Annotated in this window: 17 protein-coding genes; 13 read left to right on the top strand and 4 right to left on the bottom strand. The window is 35.8% G+C overall.

The features are described from left to right. Positions 1-16 precede the first annotated feature (16 nt). From STA7437_RS26635 to STA7437_RS16780, 8 genes are all read left to right on the top strand, one after another. Positions 17-2401: a methyl-accepting chemotaxis protein gene (locus STA7437_RS26635; protein WP_015194589.1), complete on the top strand. Its 2385-nt coding sequence runs from the start codon at positions 17-19 to the stop codon at positions 2399-2401. 39 nt (positions 2402-2440) lie between these two features. After that, positions 2441-5374 carry a response regulator gene (locus STA7437_RS16810; RefSeq protein ID WP_015194588.1) on the top strand — a complete coding sequence of 978 codons (2934 nt, stop codon included), beginning with the start codon at positions 2441-2443 and terminating at the stop codon, positions 5372-5374. Between the two features lie 38 nt (positions 5375-5412). Continuing rightward, complete coding sequence (locus tag STA7437_RS16805; RefSeq protein WP_015194587.1) at positions 5413-5670, top strand: hypothetical protein; 258 nt, start codon at positions 5413-5415, stop codon at positions 5668-5670. Between the two features lie 72 nt (positions 5671-5742). Then, positions 5743-5937, top strand: coding sequence for a heavy-metal-associated domain-containing protein (locus STA7437_RS16800; RefSeq protein WP_015194586.1), 195 nt, complete (start codon positions 5743-5745; stop codon positions 5935-5937). A gap of 114 nt (positions 5938-6051) precedes the next feature. After that, a complete protein-coding gene (gene mltA / locus STA7437_RS16795; RefSeq protein WP_015194585.1) occupies positions 6052-7209 on the top strand; it encodes a murein transglycosylase A in 1158 nt (385 codons plus the stop codon). Between the two features lie 233 nt (positions 7210-7442). Beyond that, on the top strand, positions 7443-8579 hold the full coding sequence (locus tag STA7437_RS16790) for an NHL repeat-containing protein (RefSeq protein WP_015194584.1): 1137 nt from the start codon (positions 7443-7445) through the stop codon (positions 8577-8579). A 289-nt stretch (positions 8580-8868) separates the two neighbouring features. Beyond that, positions 8869-9072, top strand: a complete 204-nt coding sequence (locus STA7437_RS16785; protein WP_015194583.1) for a hypothetical protein — start codon at positions 8869-8871, stop codon at positions 9070-9072. Next, positions 9069-9251: a type II toxin-antitoxin system HicA family toxin gene (locus STA7437_RS16780; protein ID WP_015194582.1), complete on the top strand. Its 183-nt coding sequence runs from the start codon at positions 9069-9071 to the stop codon at positions 9249-9251. The genes STA7437_RS16785 and STA7437_RS16780 overlap by 4 nt, the downstream gene beginning before the upstream one ends. A gap of 208 nt (positions 9252-9459) precedes the next feature. Here STA7437_RS16780 and mgsA read toward each other — a convergent pair whose 3' ends face one another. Continuing rightward, positions 9460-10734 carry a methylglyoxal synthase gene (gene mgsA, locus STA7437_RS16775; protein WP_015194581.1) on the bottom strand — a complete coding sequence of 425 codons (1275 nt, stop codon included), beginning with the start codon at positions 10732-10734 and terminating at the stop codon, positions 9460-9462. Positions 10735-10946: 212 nt separating this feature from the next. Between mgsA and STA7437_RS16770 the strand changes: the two genes are divergently transcribed. The 3 genes from STA7437_RS16770 to STA7437_RS16760 all read left to right on the top strand — a co-directional run bounded on the left by STA7437_RS16770 (position 10947) and on the right by STA7437_RS16760 (position 14667). Beyond that, positions 10947-11633 (top strand): ATP-dependent Clp protease proteolytic subunit, encoded by a 687-nt coding sequence (locus STA7437_RS16770; RefSeq protein WP_015194580.1) that lies wholly within the window; start codon positions 10947-10949, stop codon positions 11631-11633. 34 nt (positions 11634-11667) lie between these two features. Beyond that, positions 11668-12267 (top strand): ATP-dependent Clp protease proteolytic subunit, encoded by a 600-nt coding sequence (locus STA7437_RS16765; protein WP_015194579.1) that lies wholly within the window; start codon positions 11668-11670, stop codon positions 12265-12267. Positions 12268-13158: 891 nt separating this feature from the next. After that, complete coding sequence (locus STA7437_RS16760) at positions 13159-14667, top strand: UbiD family decarboxylase (RefSeq protein WP_015194578.1); 1509 nt, start codon at positions 13159-13161, stop codon at positions 14665-14667. Positions 14668-14748: 81 nt separating this feature from the next. On the opposite strand, the gene STA7437_RS16755 is transcribed toward STA7437_RS16760, so the two are convergent. After that, the gene (locus STA7437_RS16755) at positions 14749-15507 is read right to left on the bottom strand and encodes an amino acid ABC transporter ATP-binding protein (protein ID WP_015194577.1); all 759 of its coding nucleotides are present in this window, start codon (positions 15505-15507) and stop codon (positions 14749-14751) included. A 183-nt stretch (positions 15508-15690) separates the two neighbouring features. Beyond that, on the bottom strand, positions 15691-16908 hold the full coding sequence (locus STA7437_RS16750; protein ID WP_015194576.1) for a DUF790 family protein: 1218 nt from the start codon (positions 16906-16908) through the stop codon (positions 15691-15693). An 84-nt stretch (positions 16909-16992) separates the two neighbouring features. Between STA7437_RS16750 and STA7437_RS16745 the strand changes: the two genes are divergently transcribed. Next, positions 16993-17859: a tetratricopeptide repeat protein gene (locus STA7437_RS16745; RefSeq protein ID WP_015194575.1), complete on the top strand. Its 867-nt coding sequence runs from the start codon at positions 16993-16995 to the stop codon at positions 17857-17859. Positions 17860-18421: 562 nt separating this feature from the next. After that, positions 18422-20014, top strand: coding sequence for an alpha/beta hydrolase (locus STA7437_RS16740; RefSeq protein WP_015194574.1), 1593 nt, complete (start codon positions 18422-18424; stop codon positions 20012-20014). Here STA7437_RS16740 and STA7437_RS16735 read toward each other — a convergent pair whose 3' ends face one another. After that, positions 20015-20830 (bottom strand): peptidase, encoded by an 816-nt coding sequence (locus STA7437_RS16735; protein WP_015194573.1) that lies wholly within the window; start codon positions 20828-20830, stop codon positions 20015-20017. Positions 20831-20836 lie beyond the last annotated feature (6 nt).

Below are 20836 nucleotides of genomic sequence, written 5' to 3'. Positions count from 1 at the left end.
TTGAGAGGAAATGTGAATGTCTGAGCAACAACAAAATCAATCTATTGTAGATAATTCTAGTAATTTAGTAGGCAAAATTCTTGAAGCTAATAATTTAGAAAAAGCAGGTGAAATCAATAAAGCGATCGCAATATATCAAGAAGTATTAGAACTTGATGCTAATGGTACTTATGGTGCGGTTGCTCAAAAAGCTTTAGCTAATCTTACCCAAACTCAAACTTCAACTATTACAGAAGAAACAGTTAAATCAGAAGTTTCCAAGGATAGTTTTTTCTGGAACAAACTAACTTTAAGATGGAAAGTTACTTTATTTGCTTTGACGATTAGTACCGTTCCTGTAATTGGGGTTGGAGCAATTGCATATTATTTAGGATGGCAATCTCTTAACAAACAAATTACTCAAACAGAACAAACTACTGCTATAGCAATAGCTGATAAACTTAATCGTTTTATGAAAGAGCGACATACCGATATTCAGATTATTGCTAAACAGGGTATTTTAATCAATCCACTTATTAGAAACTCAACTAGCCAACAGGAAAAAGAATCAATTGTTAATAACTATTTAGCTAGTTATACCAACTATGACAGCATTGCTGCTTTCGATCTTAATGGCAATCTACTAGTACAATCTAAAGGTCCAAAACTAGACAACCACAAAGACCGAGACTATTTTCAAGAAGTAGTTAAAACTAAAAAACCCTATATTAGCCAACCGAACATCTCTCAATCTTCAGGAAAAGCAGTAATTCACGTTGCTGCACCAATTATTGACAAAGAAAGCAAAGAAATGATTGGCGTAGTGCGAGCAAGAATGCCGATTGAAAACGTAGAAGAAGTCATTAAAAACTTTGGTACAAATGAAGAAGAATATCACTTGGTTGATGCCAATGGTACTTTTTTTGCTGCTTCAGAATCAGAACAGGTAGGACGTAAGCTAGTAGAAGACTTCCCTGGAATTGACACTCTAGTTAATTCCAAACAAGTAGGTACTATTTTTGCTACAGATCAAATAGATAATGCAAAGCAATTGGTTTCCTATGCGCCTTTCCCTGCAATGGAAGGATTACCAGAGCTAAATTGGAGTTCTGTGATTGGAATTGATGAAGCAGTTGCCTTTGCACCTCAAAGACAATTACTTATAGCCTTGACGATTGGAACGGGTATGACAGTTTTACTAGTAGCAGCGATTTCTACTTGGCTTGCTTATCAAGGTACTCTTCCGATTCTCAAATTTACTACTGCTGTTCAAAAACTGGGTGAAGGAAAATTAGATACTCGTCTAGAAACTCAAGGAACTGATGAATTAGCTCAATTAGGGTCAAATATTAACACAATGGCTCAACAGCTTGAGACTTTTTTAACTCAACAAGAAATTGAAGCCAAGAAACAAAAGCAAGAAAAAGAACGCTTACAACAAGAAGTAATTAACCTTCTCTTAGATATTGAAGGTGCGCAAAAAGGGGACTTAACTATTGAGGCTAAATTAACAGAAGGTGCAGTAGGATCAATTGCCGACGCTTTTAACGCCACGATTCGTAAATTAAGAGGACTCGTATTACAAGTACAACAAGTATCCAATGAAGTTAGTGAACTATCTCAAACAGGAGAAAGTTCGGTAAACCAATTATCTTCGGCTGCTGTCAATCAAGCTGATGAAATTAATCAGGCATTACAGAATATTACCGAGATTAACAACTCCATTCAAGACGTAGCAAATTCGGCTCAAGAAGCAGCTAAAGTTGCTAAAGTTGCTTTGAATAAAGCTCACAAAGGTGATACCACAATGGATAAAACCGTAGAAAGTATTGAAAAAATACGGAATACGGTAGCTAATACAGCTAAAAAAGTCAAACAATTAGCTGAATCTTCTCAAGAAATTTCTCAAATCGTCGAAATTATTTCAAGTATTTCCGAAAAAACCAACCTTTTGGCGTTTAATGCTTCAATCGAGGCTGCTCGTGCAGGAGAACACGGTGAAGGTTTCCGAATTGTAGCAGATGAAGTTCGTCGTTTAGCTGACCGAGTTACGGAAGCGACCAAAGATATTCAACAGTTAGTCGGTAATATCCAACAAGAAACTGCCGAAGTACTTCAAGCAATGGAAGTAGGTACGACCGAAGTAGTCACAGGAACAGAATTAGTCCGCAAAACTAAACAAACGCTTCAAGTCTTAGCACAGATTAGCGAACAAATTGACCAATATCTTCAATCGATCTCTACCAATACCCAAGCTCAAACTAGTACATCTCAACTAATTAACGAAAAAATGGCAGGGGTGGCAACTATTGCTAAGAGTACTTCACAAGAAGCCAAAGAAGTAGTGGAATCTCTCCGCAATCTTGTAAAAGAAGCTGAAACTCTACAGTCTTCAGTTGCTCAGTTCCGCTTGCAGTCTTAGTATTTTCAGTTACCAGTTACCAATTACCAGTTACCAGTTATGAGTTCTCAGCTAGATCCAGCTATTCTCGCAGCTATTACTCAAGAAGCCCGTCAATGCTTTCTCGATGAAGACGCGCCTGAATATCTGCAAGCTTTAACCGAAGGATTTGACAATCGTTACGGCTCTCCTGATTTTACTTCTATTTTGCGGGCTGCTCATTCTCTTAAAGGTGGAGCAGGGCTAGCTGCTTTACCTAGTCTGCAAGAATTGGCACATAAATTAGAAGATGTGCTGCAAGGCATTCAACAAAATCAGATCGAAGAAATTGACTCTGCTTGGACGTTAGTTGAAAGTGCGATTAATGAAATTGCTTTTGTTTTGACTCAAGCGCGGACAGTTGATGATGTTGTTGCTGATGGTAATCTAATTGCTGCTTTAGAGGTTTTAGGAAATTCTGTTGCGACTAATCAAATTACATCACAATCACAGGATAATAATAATTTTCTTGAGAAGGCTTTAACTCAGGATTTAGAAGCTTGTTTTGTCAATGTAGAAGAACTACCTGAAGATGCACCAGAAATTTTAATTAAGCAATGTTTGGAAAGTTTTATTGATGAATGTACTTTTTTAGGAGAAACTCTTAATTTAACTTGGTTAGTCGAAAACGTTGCACCTTTATCTTCGGTGCTTGCTGAGTCAGCGATCTTAGAATCTTTACTTTTCACTAAAGAAATAATCTCTCTTTTAAGAAATCAAAGAGACAGCTATCTTCTAGAACAAGGAAATAGAGTTGCGGAGAAACTTGAACCAGAGGGTGAAGTAGCGGTAGCAACTTCAGTACCAAATACTTTAGTTATTAACGCTTTAACTAATGATTTAGAAAGTAGTTTAACTACTGTGGAAGAAATACCTGAAGATGCACCAGAAATCCTAATTCAACAGTGTTTAGAAAATTTTGTTGAGGAATGCACTTTTTTAGGAGAAACTCTTAATTTAGTTTGGTTAATCGAAATGGTTGCTCCTTTAACGATGGCAATTGTTGATTTAGAAGCTCAAGAAGCTTTATCTTTTGCTCAAGAAGTAATTAAGCAATTAAGAACTAAACGAGAACAATATCTCAATCCTCAAGCTGCTACTGAAACTCTTACTCCTCAAGTCGAAAAAACTGCTCTTGCTCAAATTAGGATTCCTCTGCAAAATCTTGAAGGAGTTACCAATAATGTTGAAGAATTAATTTTAATTCAAGGAAGATTATTCTTACAACAGACACAACTCAAACAAGCCAATCAACGTTTGCGATCGCTTACTCGTCAGTTTGAACCATTACGAGAACAAATTCAAAATCTTTACAATCAACTGGCAATTGAATCTATTGCTGGTGGTAATTCTACTTTTGGTAATAATAATCTTGAATTCGATTCTTTAGAGTTAGACCGTTATACCGAACTTCATAGTAGTCTACAAACTTTCCAAGAATTGATGCTGCAAATTCAAGAAACTCGTACTGACTTAGACTTAGTTAATCAAGAAGTTACGGAAGATTTAGAACAAGTTGAAAAAAACCTCGGCACTCTTTATACCAAAGTTACGGAATCTCGTCTAGTTCCTTTTCGGATTTTGGCACAGAGATTTATTCCCCAAATTCAAACTCTGAATCGACGTTATCAAAAATCAGTTCATTTAGAAATTCAAGGACAAGATACTTTAGTTGACCAAGTATTATTAGAACAGTTACAGACACCCTTGACTCATTTACTCAATAACGCTTTTGATCATGGGATTGAATCACCAGAAGAACGTCAAAAACATCATAAATCAGAAACATCCGCAATTGCTTTAGATGCTAAAGTTAATAACAATCAATTAGTTATTAAAATTCAAGATGATGGTCGAGGAATTGATTTAGAGAAAGTTTATCAACGAGCCAAAGAAAGAGGAATTTGTCCTTCAGACCGAGAATTTAATCAATTTAGTTCAGAAGAAATTATTAACTGGATTTTTTTACCAGATTTCTCTACTGCATCCCAAGTCACCGATTTATCTGGACGAGGAATGGGTTTAGATATTGTTCGTACCCAAATCCGTAAATTAAGAGGAAATCTGCAAGTTCAGACTCAATTTGGTCAAGGTACTACTTTTACAATCAAGTTACCCCTCAACTTGAGTTTAATGTCTTTGTTACTGACACAAGTACAAAATCGTATTCTTGCTATTCCTAGTAACAGCGTCAAAGAAACCCTACTTTACTCCGAACTTGATTGGACTACTTCAGAAAAAACAGCGATCAATTGGCATCAAAAAACAGTTTCAATTGTTTCATTAGCCAGTTTACTACCTTGTCCGCGATCGCTTTTAGTTTCCGTACAAGCTAAAGTTGCCATTGTCTTAGAGACTGCTTTGGGAGAATTAGCTATTTTAGTAGATAGTTTACTCGGAGAAGATCAATTAATTGTTAAACCTTTTGATGATACTATTCCGATCCCTGCTTATTTAGCTGGTTGTACTATTCTGGGTACAGGAGAAGTTATTCCCGTGATCTTACCTCAAGGGTTAGAAATTAAATCGGCTGTAGCAAATATTCCTGTTTCTATTCCATCACCAACTTTAAGCAGTCAAAGCAGTACAATTTTAATTGCAGAAGATTCGGTAGCTACCAGAAGGATGTTAGAAAAAATCTTATCAGCCGTTGGCTATCAAGTAATCGTTTGCCGAGATGGACAAGAAGCGTTGGATGTTTTAGATCAGCATCAAACCAGAATTGATTTAGTTTTATCAGACATTGAAATGCCTAGAGTTAATGGATTTGAATTACTTCAAAAGATCCGTTCTCATCCAGTTTGGGAAGAAATACCTGTAGTTATGGCAACTTCTCGTACAGGCGATCGCCATCGTCAACAAGCAATGGATTTAGGTGCAACGGGTTATCTTGGTAAACCTATTCAACCACAAGAGTTATTGGAAAAAGTTGAATCTTTGTTGCTCAATCGCTAATCTCTAAATAGATGATCCAATTGATCGAGCATTAAATCATGAATCAAGCGCAACCATCTCCGATTGCTTTTTTATCTCCAGAAGAGTCAGCCGATGTCGATAAGGCATTGCTTTCTTCTTCAGAAAAGTTTTTAACTCGTCTAACTATTTCTTCTTTCAGATTATTACAAATTATTGCTCAAGAGACTGGGGTTAGTCTCGATCAATTAACCCATACTCAAATTGTTGCCTGGTTTGAAAAAGACGGCAAAATTCGTCGCGAACAAGGTATTGAGGCTGCGGTGTTGAAATGGTAGCAAAAATTTGAATTTAGAATCAATAATTTCTTAGGATAGAAATAGACCTTAATTACTTGAAAAATTATATTTATGGCGATAGAACTCAAAGTACCTAGTATGGTTTGTGAAGGCTGTGTTGAGACAGTTACTAAAGCAATTAAGACTCATGAACCAGAAGCTGAAGTCGATATCGATCTTACTAGCAAAAAAGTGACAGTCAACACTGAAGCTTCAGAAGAATCAATTAAACAAATCATCGTAGCAACTGGACATGAAGTAGCCTAAAAACTTTCAGGGATCGGGAATAAAAACTATTTCTGATCCTATTAATTGATCTGGAAACAAAAACTCTCAAAAAGGAGACACTAGGCTTGGGAAATTTATAAATTGAACTGGTAAATGAAAAACTCACTTGCAGCCCTCACTTTAACTATAGGGCTTTCTGTTTTGATTGCGGATAGTTTAGTTGCCACAGCAGCACCTTTACAAAAAATAGAAATTAATTCTTCTTCTGTGGGAATAGACGAGCAATTATGGAGTAGTGTAGAAAAACCAGGAGATTTACAAGCACTTCTTCAAGCGATTGACCATAGTCTTTCTTATCTTAATACTCCAGCAGCAGTCAAAGCTTACCAAAATTATTCTGTTGCTGAATTTAGTGTAGACCGAGTTCGTCGTTCTTTAACTCGTTTTCGTCAACTGCTACTGACTGCTAAATCTCCATACGAACTACAACAAGCAGTAATGGCAGAATTTAATTTTTATCAATCTGTTGGTAATGATAATCAAGGTACAGTAGCTTTTACAGGTTACTTTGAGCCAGTTTATCAAGCTAGTGCTGTTCCTACAGAAGAATATCGTTATCCTCTCTATCGCAAACCTACTAACTTTTCTAATTGGTCACAACCTCATCCTAGTCGTTTGCAATTAGAAGGAAAAGATGGTTTGTTAGGAAATAAAAGTATTTTAGCTGGTTCAGAAATAGTTTGGTTACGCGATCGCATGGAAGCTTTTTTAGTTCAAGTACAAGGTTCAGCTAAATTAAAACTTACTGATGGTAGAACTATCACAGTTGGGTACGATGGTAGTACCGATTATCCTTATAAAAGTCTTGGTGGTGAATTAGTTAAAGAAGGTATTTTTACTTTAGAAGAATTAACTTTACCCAAATTAATTGATTATTTTAAGACTCATCCCGAAGCTTTAGATAAATATATTCCTAGAAATAATCGTTTTATCTTTTTTCGAGAAACAAATGGACAACTACCAACAGGAAGTTTAAATGTACCTGTGACAGGCGATCGCTCTATTGCTACGGATAAATCAATTATGCCTCCTGGTGCTTTAGGATTGATCGTTGCTCCTATTCCCTATCCTAACCAAAACGGTTCATTAACCATTCAGAATGTCAATCGCTATGTCTTAGATCAAGATACGGGTAGTGCGATCAAAGGTGCAGGCAGAGTAGATATCTTTTTAGGTAGTGGTCAACAGGCAGGCGATCGCGCTGGCTTACTTAATGGTACAGGAAAACTATATTATTTGCTTTTGAAATAGTTCCGAAATTAGGATATTTTTTTGAGATATATTTCCTTAATTTCACCTTTGAGTAAAAAGGTTAACAAGGCAACAAAGTGAGTCTTGAATAATTCACAAATTATTACAATAAAAAAACTCTAGAAAATAGAAAACTAAATAATAAGCAAATGTAAAAATATGATAAATCAATAAATCAATAAAGAATTATTGTGAAAAAGGTAAAGTAAAATTTATCTGGGAAAATTTCAATTATGTTTGGACTTACCGTTGTTGACTTTGAAAATATAGAGTCTACCGTCACCACTACTCGTACAGGAAAATTAACAGAGTTAAAGTTAGATATTGGTGTTTTAAAACGTGGAACAACTGGTTTTGATATTATTAATAATACAGAGAAGCAAGCAAAACCACTAGAATTTGAACAGCATAGCCTGGATCCATTTGCATTTGCAACAAGTAATACTCCTTTTACTCTTGAATTAAATGATAATCTCTCTGTAAATACTGTTTCAATTACGATGGGTGATTACGGAGACGATTTTTCGGATAATCTCATCATTCAAGCATTTGATGAACAAGGTGTATTAATAGGAGAAGTTGAAGGAACTTTACTTACTGATGGAATAAAATTTACTTCTAAAACACTGACCCTTACTACTGATGAAAAACTGATTCACTCACTTAAATTTATTGGAGGAACTGATAAATTTCCTAATTCGGTATTTTACGACAATCTCAGTGTAAGCTATACTCCTTCTTCTACTGCTAATATTTTGTTATCAACAAGAGATAGTAAAGTAGGTTCGTTTGATCCTTTAACAGGTGCTTTTACTTCATTTTTAGAAGGAGTCAATTTGACTGATATTGCTTCATCAGACAGAGACGAAATTTTCGGCATTACTTTCTCTCAATTGTACAAAATAGACCCTGTTAGTGGACAATTTTCTTTAATCGGCAATTTAGGTGGCAGTAGTTTTAATGCTCTCGGTTTTACTTCTGATAATATTTTGTATGCTGCTGGAGGTTCTAAATTTTATAAAGTTGATACAAAAACTGGTAAGGCTAATCTAGTATCTGATTTGGGTTCTAGTTTTTTAAGTCATGGAGATCTTGTTTTTGATCCTGATAATGAATATTTTTGGGCAACTTCAAAAGGCTCAACAAGCGATGTTTTATACAAAATTAATTTAGATGGCACAGCAGTCAAAGTAGGTAACATAGGTTATAAAGAGGTATTTGGTTTATCTCTTAACGATGATGGAAATCTTTTTGGTTATACTTCCAAAGGACAACAAATACTAATTAATGAACAAACAGGATTGGCTACATTAGAACAAAATATTACTGGTCTAACTGGTGCTGTAGGTGGTGCGACTAATTGGGTATAATAATTTTTTAATGCGATCGCTATTTAAAAAAGTTTATTATTATTCAAAAGCGATCGCATTATTTAAAACCTTACCTTAATTTTCAATTGTTTAACTCTGCAATTACATCTTCAACAGAACCACGAAAAATCTCTCCAGATTGATATTCTTGATGTGCTTTGGTAATATTCTCAGCAATTGTATTTCGTCTGTGTTCTATTAACCTACGCTATTCTCAAAATCGCGATCAGTTTAGCATTATCTTTGATTTAGGTTTAAAGCCTGATTGTGATGAAAGATCATTTTATAAATGTTTTTAGCTATGGAAAGTAAAAAATACGTTTATTGGCAAGACGAAGAAATGTGGCTTGGTTATCTAGAGGAATTTTCTGATTATTGGACTCAAGCAGAAACAGAAGCAGAATTAAAAGAAAATTTAGTCGATCTCTACAAAGAATTAACAAGTGGACAAATTCCTAATGTTAGAAGAGTAGCAGAACTTGAGGTATTGTGAAAAGACGAGATTTAATTAAGCGTCTTGAAGAAATGGGCTGTATCTTGATTCGTCATGGTGGAAAACATGACTGGTATCAAAACCCCAATACAAAAGTATCTCAACCCATTCCAAGGCATCGAGAAATTAAAGAACAGCTTGCCAAACATATTATTAAAATGCTCAGTACAAAAGAATAAGTATTTAATTCAAACTTCTAAAATATAGTCAGATATTATCTTTTATGTGAATATTTATTGCTTTCAAGTCAAATAATTAAACAAAGATACAGTTATTTGGTTTTGGGATTGGTTTACACACCGAGTCTGATCAATTAATTTCTCAATTATAAGATTTTTATCGCGGTCAGCTTCGCTGGCTGCGGAGCAGATCGCATTAGCTAGATCATTAAATTGGTTTAGGAACAAATACTTTTAATCCTTGAGGAATACATCTAATCTCTAAAGGAGTAGTCCCAATAATTTCACCATCAAGCACCACTTTTTGAGGAGGCTGTGCTGCAAGTCTAAGTTTTTTGGCTTTAAGATGCACTACGTTTTCTAATTCTGTATTGGTTTTAATTAAAGCACCGCCAAGCATTCCTAACATAGTTGTTACTGCTTGTAATTTAGTAGCTGCGGTAGTAATAGTCACATCTAATAAACCATCATCAACAATTACTTCCCCAATTCCTTGAGCTAAAACTGAAGTAGGAGGTGCTACATTAGCCACAGTAATTGCTCCTGCTTGAAACTGTCTAATTTCGCCTTCAAGTTCTATTTCTGCATCAAATAACATATGTTCGTTCAACTGCTGCCAACCTGCCATGATATAAGCTAAAGAACCCCAGCGATTTTTAGCCTCTCGGTCAGCTTTTTCGATAATTTCAGCTTCGTAACCCACACCAGCCAATAAAATCAGAGGTAAATCATTACAAAAAGCAGCATCAATGATTCTGGTATATCCTGCTAAGATTATTTCACAAGCTCTTCTAATTTGATTAAGTTGCTGAGTAATTCCTAAAGCCATTGCGAAAGCATTAGCTGTACCCCTAGGAATAACGCCTAAAGGAATATCTGTACCAATAACCGCACCTGCCACAGCAGAAACTGTACCATCACCACCAGAAGCAATAATTAAATCAGGTCGGTCTGTAAGGGCATTTTCAGCCAGTTGCTGAGGACTTAGATCTGGAGTAGTTAAGTGAACTTCTAAATGTAAATGAGGTTCAAGCAACTCTTTAATCAAGTCTAACTCTTGTTGACCATCACCTTGTCCCGAAACAGGATTATAAATAAGATGAGCAACAACACTATTAGCTAAACTAGCAACAAACGCCTCTGCTGTTGCTAAATTAGTGGCTAAAGCGACATTATGAACATTGCAAACTCTTAATAAAGCTTGAATATCGGGTTCATGGGGTTGAGCATAAAGAGGATCGATTAAAAAAATGACACCTACTACTTCACCAGCAACGATTTGAGCAGCAATTTGCGTATCTCCTCCAATCGGCCCTGATTCCATTCGTTCTATACTTAAATTACTTGAAGTTTCGATCCTTTCTCCAGTTGTTCCTGTAGCGATTAAATGATAACGTGACAACACAGGAGCATGACGACTAACAAAAGCAACAATATCATCTTTTTTGCGATCGTGGGCAATTAAAGCAATCTTTCTCGCCATAACATTTCAACAATAATAAGAAAATAACTACAAGATATATAATTACTTAGTTTAATTGGTTAATTATAATCTACTCACTTACTCAAGTTGGATGCGTTAAAATCAACATTACTAACCCTGTTTCAGCGCATAATTAAAGTTTATTGGTTACTTTTCTCTAGTTAAGAGAGTAAGTGACAATAATAACTAGAGACCAATAACTAAAAAATACTATGAATTCACCAATTCAAGCAGTTCAAGCTCCCTATCGAGGAGATGCCTATTATCGAACTCCACCACCAGATTTACCTTCTTTATTACTTAAAGAACGGATTATTTATCTGGGATTGCCTTTAGTATCTCCTGACGAATACAAAGACCAAATTGGGATTGATGTTACTGAATTAATTATTGCTCAGTTACTCTTTCTGCAATTTGATGACCCTGACAAACCCATTTATATGTATATTAACTCTACGGGTACGTCTTGGTATGGTGGCGAATCGATTGGTTTTGAAACTGAAGCCTTTGCGATTTGCGATACGATGAATTACATTAAACCTCCAGTACATACTATTTGTATTGGTCAGGCAATGGGAACTGCTGCGATGATTCTTGCCTCAGGAACAAAAGGTTGTCGTGCTAGTTTACCTCACGCTACTATTATTCTGCATCAAGCTCGTCAAGGCGCTCAAGGTCAGGCTACAGACATTCAAATTCGTGCTAAAGAAGTGCTACACAACAAGCACATGATGATGGAATTGTTTGCTAAAAATACTGGTCAAACAGTCGAAAAAGTTACCAAAGATACTGACCGTATGTTCTATATGACTCCTGAAGAAGCTAAGAATTACGGCATTATTGATAAAGTCTTAGAAAGCTCTAAACAATTACCAACTCCTGTTTCTGCACTCACTTAAATTTTGTTAACCTTTATCAGGTAGAAAAAATCTCATGCCCATTGGTATTCCTAAAGTTCCCTATCAAATGCCCGGTCAGCCTTATAGCGACTGGATTAGTATTTATGATCGTCTTTACCGCGAACGGATTATTTTTCTGGGAAGAGGTATTAACGATGGTATAGCCAATCAAATTATTGCCATCATGCTTTATCTTGATTCAGACGATCCTGGTAAACCAATTTATCTCTACATTAATTCTCCTGGTGGCTCAGTAACAGCAGGTTTGGCAATTTACGACACGATGAAACATATTAAGTCTGATGTCGTGACAATCTGTGTTGGTTTAGCTGCTTCCATGGGAGCATTTTTATTAGCAGGAGGAACTAAAGGAAAACGTTTAGCTTTACCTCATTCTCGGATTATGATCCACCAACCTCTTGGTGGTATTCAAGGTCGTCGTCAAGCTACAGATATCGAAATTGAAGCTAAAGAAATCTTACGCATCCGCGACCAACTTAATCAAATGATGGCAGATAATACAGGACAGCCTCTTGCCAAGATTGAGAAAGATACTGACCGCGATTACTTTATGTCTGCTGAAGAAGCAAAAGAATACGGCATCATTGATAAAGTGATTGAAGACAAAGATTAATACCAACGTCAGAAAATTTAATTTATCTACGTGAGCGGGAAGACTCTCACCTAGGCGTGACGAGATGATAGCGAACTTGTGCTATAATTAACTACATACCGTCGGGCGGACGGAAATTAACGCCTGAGAAGCTAGTTGAAAGACTAGGTATCACCGCCTAAGACCAATAGTAAAGGAAACTTGAACGGGCTATGGTGAGTCCAGGAATCCCTCACTTTTAGTGACGGGAGCGTCAAAAATATAGTAGGTGGACATTTGTTGTCTACCTTATTTTTTTTGGGAAATTTCTGATGACGTAAACAACCCCGTATATTTTGGTTAATTAAACAATCGACAATAGGGGGGGTCGAACCAAAGGGTATTTGCTTACTTAATCTTTCAACTATGGCACTACGTATTTAGGTTAGGACACACAAATCTTGTCAGGGCGATTTGCCAATCGCCCCTACGATTTACAATAATGTCCTAATCTTTCTTTGTACTGCTATAACTTCTCAAGATACAACTTAGCAAAATAATAGTTAATCGCCAAGTAATTTACAAAACGTGAGTTTCTTTTTACCTCTTGCCCGTTACCTTGGACAGACGAAAATTGTAATTTTACAAACGAATAACTATAACACTACGTATTTAGGTTAGGACACGCAAATCTTGTCAGGGCGATTGGCAAATCGCCCCTACGATTTACAATAATGTCCTAATCTTTCTTTGTACTGCTATATAACCTAATTTCCAGGTGCAAAGGTGGAAAAGATCAGGTTAAAAATCTAATTTGGCTACACCAATTCTCTCATCACAAGGTACACTACCAGAAGGAGTGATATTGCTTAAGTCGAGTGCGTGGAACTTTTGCACGCTCGGTTTTGATTCTAAACACAATCTTGATTTAACATGGCTAGGGACTTACGGGGATTTATCAAACTGTTAGAAGAAAGAGGACAACTACGACGGATTAAAGCTTTAGTCGATCCAGATTTAGAAATAGCAGAAATTTCCAATCGGATGCTACAAGCAGCGGGTCCCGGATTACTGTTTGAAAATGTTAAAGGTTCGCCTTTTCCCGTAGCGGTAAATTTGATGGGAACAGTAGAAAGAATCTGTTGGGCGATGAATATGCAGCAACCCGAAGAGTTGGAAGATTTGGGGCGTAAACTCGCTATGCTACAACAACCCAAACCGCCAAAGAAAATTGCCCAAGCAGTGGATTTTGGTAAAGTTCTCTTTGATGTGGTTAAAGCCAAACCAGGAAAAGATTGGTTTCCTCCTTGTCAGCAAGTAGTAATCGAAGAATCAGATTTAGATTTAAATACTATCCCAATGATTCGTCCTTATGCTGGAGATGCAGGAAAAATTATTACTCTGGGATTGGTAATTACTAAAGATTGTGAAACAGGAACACCTAATGTAGGGGTGTATCGTCTTCAATTGCAGTCTAAAAATACTATGACTGTGCATTGGTTATCGGTTAGAGGAGGGGCGAGACATCTCAGGAAAGCAGCCGAAGCGGGCAAAAAATTAGAAATTGCGATCGCTCTTGGGGTCGATCCTCTGATTATTATGGCAGCAGCTACACCTATTCCTGTCGATTTATCAGAATGGTTATTTGCAGGTTTGTATGGAGGAAGTGGCGTAAAACTGGCTAAATGTAAAACAGTTGATTTGGAAGTCCCCGCTGATTCTGAATTTGTTTTGGAAGGAACGATTACCCCTGGAGAAGTTTTACCCGATGGTCCTTTTGGCGATCACATGGGCTACTACGGTGGTGTTGAAGATTCTCCTTTGATTCGTTTTCACTGCTTAACTCATCGTAAAAATCCTGTTTATCTGACTACTTTTAGTGGTCGTCCTCCCAAAGAAGAAGCGATGATGGCGATCGCACTTAATCGGATTTATACTCCAATTCTACGTCAGCAAGTTTCAGAAATTACCGATTTCTTTTTACCGATGGAAGCTTTAAGTTATAAAGCAGCCATTATTTCGATTGATAAAGCCTATCCTGGTCAAGCTAGAAGGGCAGCTTTAGCGTTTTGGAGTGCTTTACCTCAGTTTACTTATACCAAATTTGTGATTGTGGTGGATAAAAATATTAATATCCGCGATCCTCGTCAGGTAGTTTGGGCAATTAGTTCTAAAGTCGATCCTGTCCGTGATGTTTTTATTCTTCCTGAAACACCATTTGATACTTTAGATTTTGCTAGTGAAAAAATTGGTTTAGGAGGCAGAATGGGCATTGATGCAACCACCAAAATTCCTCCTGAAACTAATCACGAATGGGGCGAACCTTTAGAATCTGATCCTGATGTCGCTGCAATGGTAGAAAGACGTTGGGTTGAATATGGTTTAGGAGATATTTGTCTAACAGAAGTGGATGCAAATTTATTTGGTTATGACATGAAATAAAAATTATATATATTATGTCCTGTTGAATAGAAAAGATTGAAAAAATATTAGTAAAGTAAATGCACTTTGAGCTTACTGAGTTTAAAGAATCTGAGCTAAAAACTTTTGAGTGCGTTCTTGTTGAGGATGATTGAAAAATTCTTCGGGTGTAGCAATCTCAACAATGAATCCTTCGTCCATAAACACTACTCGATCTGCTACTTCTCTGGCAAATCCTACTTCATGAGTTACACAAACCATCGTCATTCCCGAACTTGCTAAACTACGCATCGTATCTAATACTTCCCTAACCATTTCGGGATCGAGTGCCGAAGTAGGTTCATCAAATAACATAATTTTAGGTTGCATAGCTAAAGCACGAGCGATCGCAACACGTTGTTGTTGTCCTCCAGAAAGTTGACCTGGATATTTGTGTGCTTGTTCGAGAATTCCTACTTTTTCTAGTAGTTGCATCCCGATTTCTTCGGCTTGAGATTTTGACCGTCTTCGTACCCAAACTGGTGCAAGAGTAACGTTTTGCAGGACGGTTAAATGAGGAAAGAGATTAAATTGTTGAAATACCATTCCCACTTCACGACGAATTGCTTCAATATTTTTAAGGTCGTGGGAAAGTTTGATGCCATCAATAATAATACTACCTTTTTGATAAGTTTCAAGAGCGTTAAAGGTGCGAATAAAGGTTGATTTTCCCGAACCGGAAGGGCCCATAATCACTACTACTTCTTGCTTTTTAACTTCCAGACTGACTCCTCGCAGCACGTGAAAGTTATTGTCATACCATTTTTCAACCTGACTTGCAAGAATGATTGATTCAGATTCTTCGATAGGGAAAACGTTCATTTCAGTTACCAGTTATCAGTTATCAGTTTTCAATTAACCATCAATAATCAACAAAAAAATCATACCAACCAACAACTCCATCTGTGTTCATCTGTGGACAAACAATTAACAATCAACTATTAACAATTAACGCTCAACCAGGGTCTTGAATATATCTCATTAATCTGAAAACCGCTATATTTTTTACTCCAATATTTCTAAAACAACTTTAGGAGATAACTTATCTTTAAACCAAATTAATCGATTTGGTAATTCAGTAAATTTAACTCCTGCTTTTTCCAAATTCAATCTTTCAGAAACAGCTAAAATCAAATTATTAGCATCAGCACGACGAACTTGAAAAAACTTTTTCTTTAAATATTCTGGTCGCCAATAACCAACTATTTCTAATAAAAAATCTCTACCATCAGGATGAACTAAACGAAAATCAGGAATCATTACGCTACCAGGCAAAGGAACTAAATCTACTTCCCTTTCTAGTCTCCATTCAGTTTTCATTTTTGCCCAACTGTTGGCAAAAGAAGTCTCTAACATACTGTCGTAGGGTTTACCAGGAGGATAATGGGTAACTAATTGATCGCGATCGCTATTTAAACTAAATCTGCCTGTTCTAGTATTACCTGAATAAGGATCGCGTTGTTGTAGCTTTGCTTGCAAACTCCATTTACTGACGTGGAGTAAAGCAGGTATCATTTTGGCGAGAGCTAATCCATAACGAGTACTAGCTTTGAATAAACTAGCGGGGCCATCAATCGTTATAGTAAAACCAGTATCGGCATCTCCTTCAATATATGCCATCAACTGAAACAATTTGAGATAGCGAAACAGCAGTTTATATTCTCCTGGATCGTTGCGATGAGCATTAATCACAATGTTACTGGCGCGATAAAATATCCCTTGCACTTGAGCTAAATTGTAGCGATGAATTAAGGCTTCGGGAATAGGTGGATCGAATTGGGTTAAGATCCGATTTTCTTGCAAATCAGCATATAAACCCGTTTCAATTTCTTCAAGGGTAACTCTTCGTTTTAATTCCTGACTTAAATGATGTGCGATCGCTTCCAAGGTTTGGTTACGTTGGCGGGGAATGGGATGATTTTTGGCTGCTTGAGCAAATACTTTTTGTCTGAGGATTTGAGGTTCAATCGGACTAATAATTTCAAAAGTAGAGAAATGATTGCGTAAAAGTTGCGCTAATCCTCGTTTAACTCGATATTCGGGACTATTTCCTTCTAATTCTAATAATTGTTGATTAAGTTCTCCTTGGGTTTTACCAAGACATTCTGTAAAACAATCAATTTGTTCTGTGGCTAATCCACAAGTTCTGTCATCAATTGCTAATTTTTTGGGGACTACTGTTTCCCCATTTTGACGGTAAATTAAGAGTTCTGAAGGTAACATAAGTAACTAAAACACTAATCTTCAAGCGCAGAATCTAGGAATTTATCTGATAATTCATAATAGGGAATTAATTAGAGCGCGAAAATGATCTACAAAACTCTAGAATGTCGTCCTGATACCTATCAGGCATGGTACAAACAAGGTAATGTTTTACGAGAAAAGCATTGTTATCAAGAAGCTTTATTTTGCTATGAAAAAGCTTTAGAATATCATCCTCATGATTATTGGGCTACTTATCGTAAAGCTTCCGTCTTGGAAGAAATGGGTCGTTATGCTGAAGCTGTAGCTGATTATCAACGGGCAACCGAATTAAATTCTTACAACTATTGGGCTTGGTACGATTGTGGTTGTCTTTATTTAGAACAATTGGCAGAGTACGAAAAAGCGATCGCAGCTTTTGAACAAGCGTTAATTGTTCATCCTCAAGATTATTGGTCGGTTTATCGATTAGCAGAGGCTTGGTGTAAACTGGCTCAATACGAACGTTCAGTAGCATTTTACAACCGTGCTTTAGAGTTACGCCCCCACGATTTTTGGGCTTATTATCGTCGTGGTGAAGCTTTACAACTGTGGGGTAAGTTAGATGAAGCTTTGGCTAGTTATGAGCAAGCTTTAGAACTTAAACCTCAAGACCGTTGGACTTGGTATCAAAAAGGCCTTATTTTTCAACAATTGAAACTTTGGCAAGACGCGATCGCTTGTTTTAGTCGAGCAGTGGAAATCGACCCCGAATTTGATTGGGCTTGGTATCATCAAGGTGAATGTTATTCTTTATTAAAAAATACTCGTTGGAATAATAATTGGGCAATTTATTGTTTAGAGAAAGCGATCAATCTTTATCCACGTAAGTTTTTGGAATTGGCTTTATCAGAACCAGTTTGGGACAAATATAGAAAACAAGCAGGATTTATTTCTTTAGTAACGAATAAAAGGCAAAAATATAATTTATAGAAGTTTTAGCCTTAATGATTTGAGAGCAAAAAAGATGGTTTTTGTTGATAGTTAATTGTCGATTGTTGATTGAAGTTAGATTAAATCTTTCAATTATTTGTGATAACTTTCTATCCTTAATTCTTTTCTTCTGCCTTCTGCTTCCATCGATTTGATGGCTATTGAACAGAAAAAGATTTTTTGTCAAGCCTAGATAAATACTTAGTCAATAAGCCATAATCAAGAAATGTTACACAAAATTTTTTAATAATTTAGGAAAGCTTGATTTGACTGCGTTTAAGAATGTAAAAAAATATAAAGTTTCAAAAATTTAATACAAAAACCCAATATATCATGAGGTTTTGGATTTTGAACTATCCTAATTTACCACGTTATTGAAATGGCGTAAATACGTAATTAAAAAACTTCATTCTCAATAATAATTTTAAGGTTTTATTTAGATTTAGACATAAATTTTTAATACAATCACAGCTTTAACACAAATTTTACTTATCAATATTTTTAGCTGTGTAACAATTCATCCCTTAAAATAGAATTTCCTGAACTTATTGATTAAATATCTATGCTGAAAAATAGACAAAACCAATTCTGGTCTGTCTTAAAGAAATTTTATCTATTTAGTTTATTATTTTTAATTCCAGGAATTGCCTTTAACTTTTTCACAGCTACCCCCACAATAGCAGCAGAAAAGATCACTTTATCGTGGGGATTACTAAAATTCTCTTTATCAGTAAAAAGCTTAGAAACTTTTGCGCGATCGGGTAAAGTCGAACCAGAATTAAACTTCTTCCTCACTAAAATCAAACCTGAACAAAAACAAAAAATTCAAAACTTTTTACAAGCAAAATATGAAGTAAAACCAGTCACAGTTGCTCGTTTAGCTTATACTTCTGTCGGAACTAAATTACTACAAAATTTAGGAGAAATAATTCAAACTCCTCAAAAAGAAAATGGTTTTTATAGTCTTCGTTCTGCCGTAATTCTTGCTGCTGCTAATCCAGAAGGTATTACACCGATCGCATTATTAAATCATTTGCCTACTGATATCGAAATCAATTTAGTTAAACTGATCAAACTAGCTAAACAAGTTAATCATCTCCTACAACAAACGGAACAATTCGTGGCTCATCTCGACGAAACAAATATTAGAGAAGATGCTCATCAAACTAATCAAATTTATCAGTTAAAGAAAGCAGGTAAATTTAAAGTTGAACAGCAAACTATTTATTTAGAAGATCGGCAAAGAAATCGTTCAATTACCTTAGATTTATATTTACCCAAACTAACTTCAACTTCAATTCCTGTAATTATTATTTCTAACGGTTTAGGAGCGAGAAGAGATCGATTTGAAGAATTAGCTCAACATTTAACATCTTATGGTTTTGCAGTAATTATACCCGATCATCCAGGAAGCGATCGCGAAAGACAATTAGCTTTTTTCCAAGGATTATATCGAGAAAATTTTGATGCTGCTGAATTTATTAACCGACCTTTAGATATTAGTTTTATTTTGGATCAATTAGAGCGAAGTAATCAGTTCCAATTCAATCATTTACTTAATTTAAAACAGGTAGGAATTTTTGGATATTCTTTTGGTGGTGCAACTGCTTTATCTTTAGCTGGAGCAGAAATTAATTTTGAACAATTAACCAAAAATTGTAGTTCGTCAACTAACTTGCTTAATATCTCTCTACTGTATCAATGTCGTGCTTTAGAACTGTCAAGAAAACAAGTTTCTTTAAGAGATAAACGTGTCAAAGCAGTTTATTTATTTGTACCTTTTAGTAATAGTTTGTTTGGTAAAGCTCAAATGAAGCAAATTAATATTCCTGTGCTGTGGGAAGCAAGCGATCAAGATATTATTACACCTTTATTATTAGAACAACTTCCATCTTTCAGTAAGTTAAAAACAACTAATCAATATTTAGTTATTGCGACAGGAATGCCTCACACTTATATCACCCGTTCCAAACAGCAAGACAAATCAGCAATTAAAATAAGAAAGGTAGCAGAAGCTTATCATCGGGCGTTAAGTTTAATCTTTTTTAAAACTCATCTTACTAACGAGGAAAAATATCAACATTTTTTAAGCCCTGAATTTATCCATGCAATTGGAGAAAATCCTTATAATTTACATTTGGTTGATTTTAAATAGTTAAGATTGTGGGTTTAAAATGATTGACCAGCCCAATTTTGTTGGTTGTTGATAAATTTTTTTTAAAGTGTTGAGATCTCTTGCAGAAATGCCAGTATAGTTTCTGACTTGAGAAAAATATAATGCGTCGGTTTCTTGATTGCTATGTCCCCAAATTCCTAAAGCATGACCTAATTCATGACGAGTTGCTGCTAAGGTGGATAATTGACTTAGATTGGGACTAATTTCAATTGTCATACGATGAGATACAATAGCTGGATTTGCTGGTTTTAAGTAAAATTCGTAGTTAGTTTGGGCAGTACTAGCACGAGGAATATTATATTGTCCTGTAGCTTGATTTAATTTAAATTCTCTGTTTGTTTGCGATCGCTTTATGATAATATCTGCTAGTTGAGGATTTTCTACTTCCCATAAAGGAAGATAAAGATTCCATTCTGCAATGGCTTTTCTCACAGCTTCTACCCATTGAGCAAAACGAATTTGATCAGCAGTATGATGTTGATTTCTAAGAGGTTTTTCTAGAAAAACTTTGATGGGGAATTCTGACCAAATTAAATATCCTAAAGGTGTAGTTTTGATTTGTTTGAAATAATCTCCTTGATGCTCTCGATCTTCCCAACTTGCTAAAACAGAAGGTAAAGGATGAGTTTTTAATGGTGGTAATTGGTTTTGAGCAAAAGATTGAGATTCTGGCGGAAAGGTTGCGGTTACATTTAATTGTGTTGAAATAATAATTATTAAACTAGTTGCGATCGCGAACAAAGTGAGTGAACCTCTCGCAAAAATTAACTTAATTAATAAGCTTATTTGAGTCATTAGTCG

The organism is Stanieria cyanosphaera PCC 7437 (assembly GCF_000317575.1).
Lineage (GTDB): Bacteria > Cyanobacteriota > Cyanobacteriia > Cyanobacteriales > Xenococcaceae > Stanieria > Stanieria cyanosphaera.
The sequence above is the reverse complement of the archived record's forward strand: the minus strand, read 5'-3'. Positions and strand labels throughout refer to the sequence as shown.

Coding starts and splice junctions, on each gene's coding strand:
- STA7437_RS16785 (WP_015194583.1), top strand. CDS start 8,869: ATGTTTTTAGCTATGGAAAGTAAAAAATACGTTTATTGGCAAGACGAA.
- STA7437_RS16740 (WP_015194574.1), top strand. CDS start 18,422: ATGCTGAAAAATAGACAAAACCAATTCTGGTCTGTCTTAAAGAAATTT.
- STA7437_RS16760 (WP_015194578.1), top strand. CDS start 13,159: ATGGCTAGGGACTTACGGGGATTTATCAAACTGTTAGAAGAAAGAGGA.
- STA7437_RS16770 (WP_015194580.1), top strand. CDS start 10,947: ATGAATTCACCAATTCAAGCAGTTCAAGCTCCCTATCGAGGAGATGCC.
- STA7437_RS16790 (WP_015194584.1), top strand. CDS start 7,443: ATGTTTGGACTTACCGTTGTTGACTTTGAAAATATAGAGTCTACCGTC.
- mgsA (WP_015194581.1), bottom strand. CDS start 10,734: ATGGCGAGAAAGATTGCTTTAATTGCCCACGATCGCAAAAAAGATGAT.
- STA7437_RS16765 (WP_015194579.1), top strand. CDS start 11,668: ATGCCCATTGGTATTCCTAAAGTTCCCTATCAAATGCCCGGTCAGCCT.
- STA7437_RS16735 (WP_015194573.1), bottom strand. CDS start 20,830: ATGACTCAAATAAGCTTATTAATTAAGTTAATTTTTGCGAGAGGTTCA.
- STA7437_RS16745 (WP_015194575.1), top strand. CDS start 16,993: ATGATCTACAAAACTCTAGAATGTCGTCCTGATACCTATCAGGCATGG.
- STA7437_RS16810 (WP_015194588.1), top strand. CDS start 2,441: ATGAGTTCTCAGCTAGATCCAGCTATTCTCGCAGCTATTACTCAAGAA.
- STA7437_RS16755 (WP_015194577.1), bottom strand. CDS start 15,507: ATGAACGTTTTCCCTATCGAAGAATCTGAATCAATCATTCTTGCAAGT.
- mltA (WP_015194585.1), top strand. CDS start 6,052: ATGAAAAACTCACTTGCAGCCCTCACTTTAACTATAGGGCTTTCTGTT.
- STA7437_RS16805 (WP_015194587.1), top strand. CDS start 5,413: ATGAATCAAGCGCAACCATCTCCGATTGCTTTTTTATCTCCAGAAGAG.
- STA7437_RS16800 (WP_015194586.1), top strand. CDS start 5,743: ATGGCGATAGAACTCAAAGTACCTAGTATGGTTTGTGAAGGCTGTGTT.
- STA7437_RS16750 (WP_015194576.1), bottom strand. CDS start 16,908: ATGTTACCTTCAGAACTCTTAATTTACCGTCAAAATGGGGAAACAGTA.
- STA7437_RS26635 (WP_015194589.1), top strand. CDS start 17: ATGTCTGAGCAACAACAAAATCAATCTATTGTAGATAATTCTAGTAAT.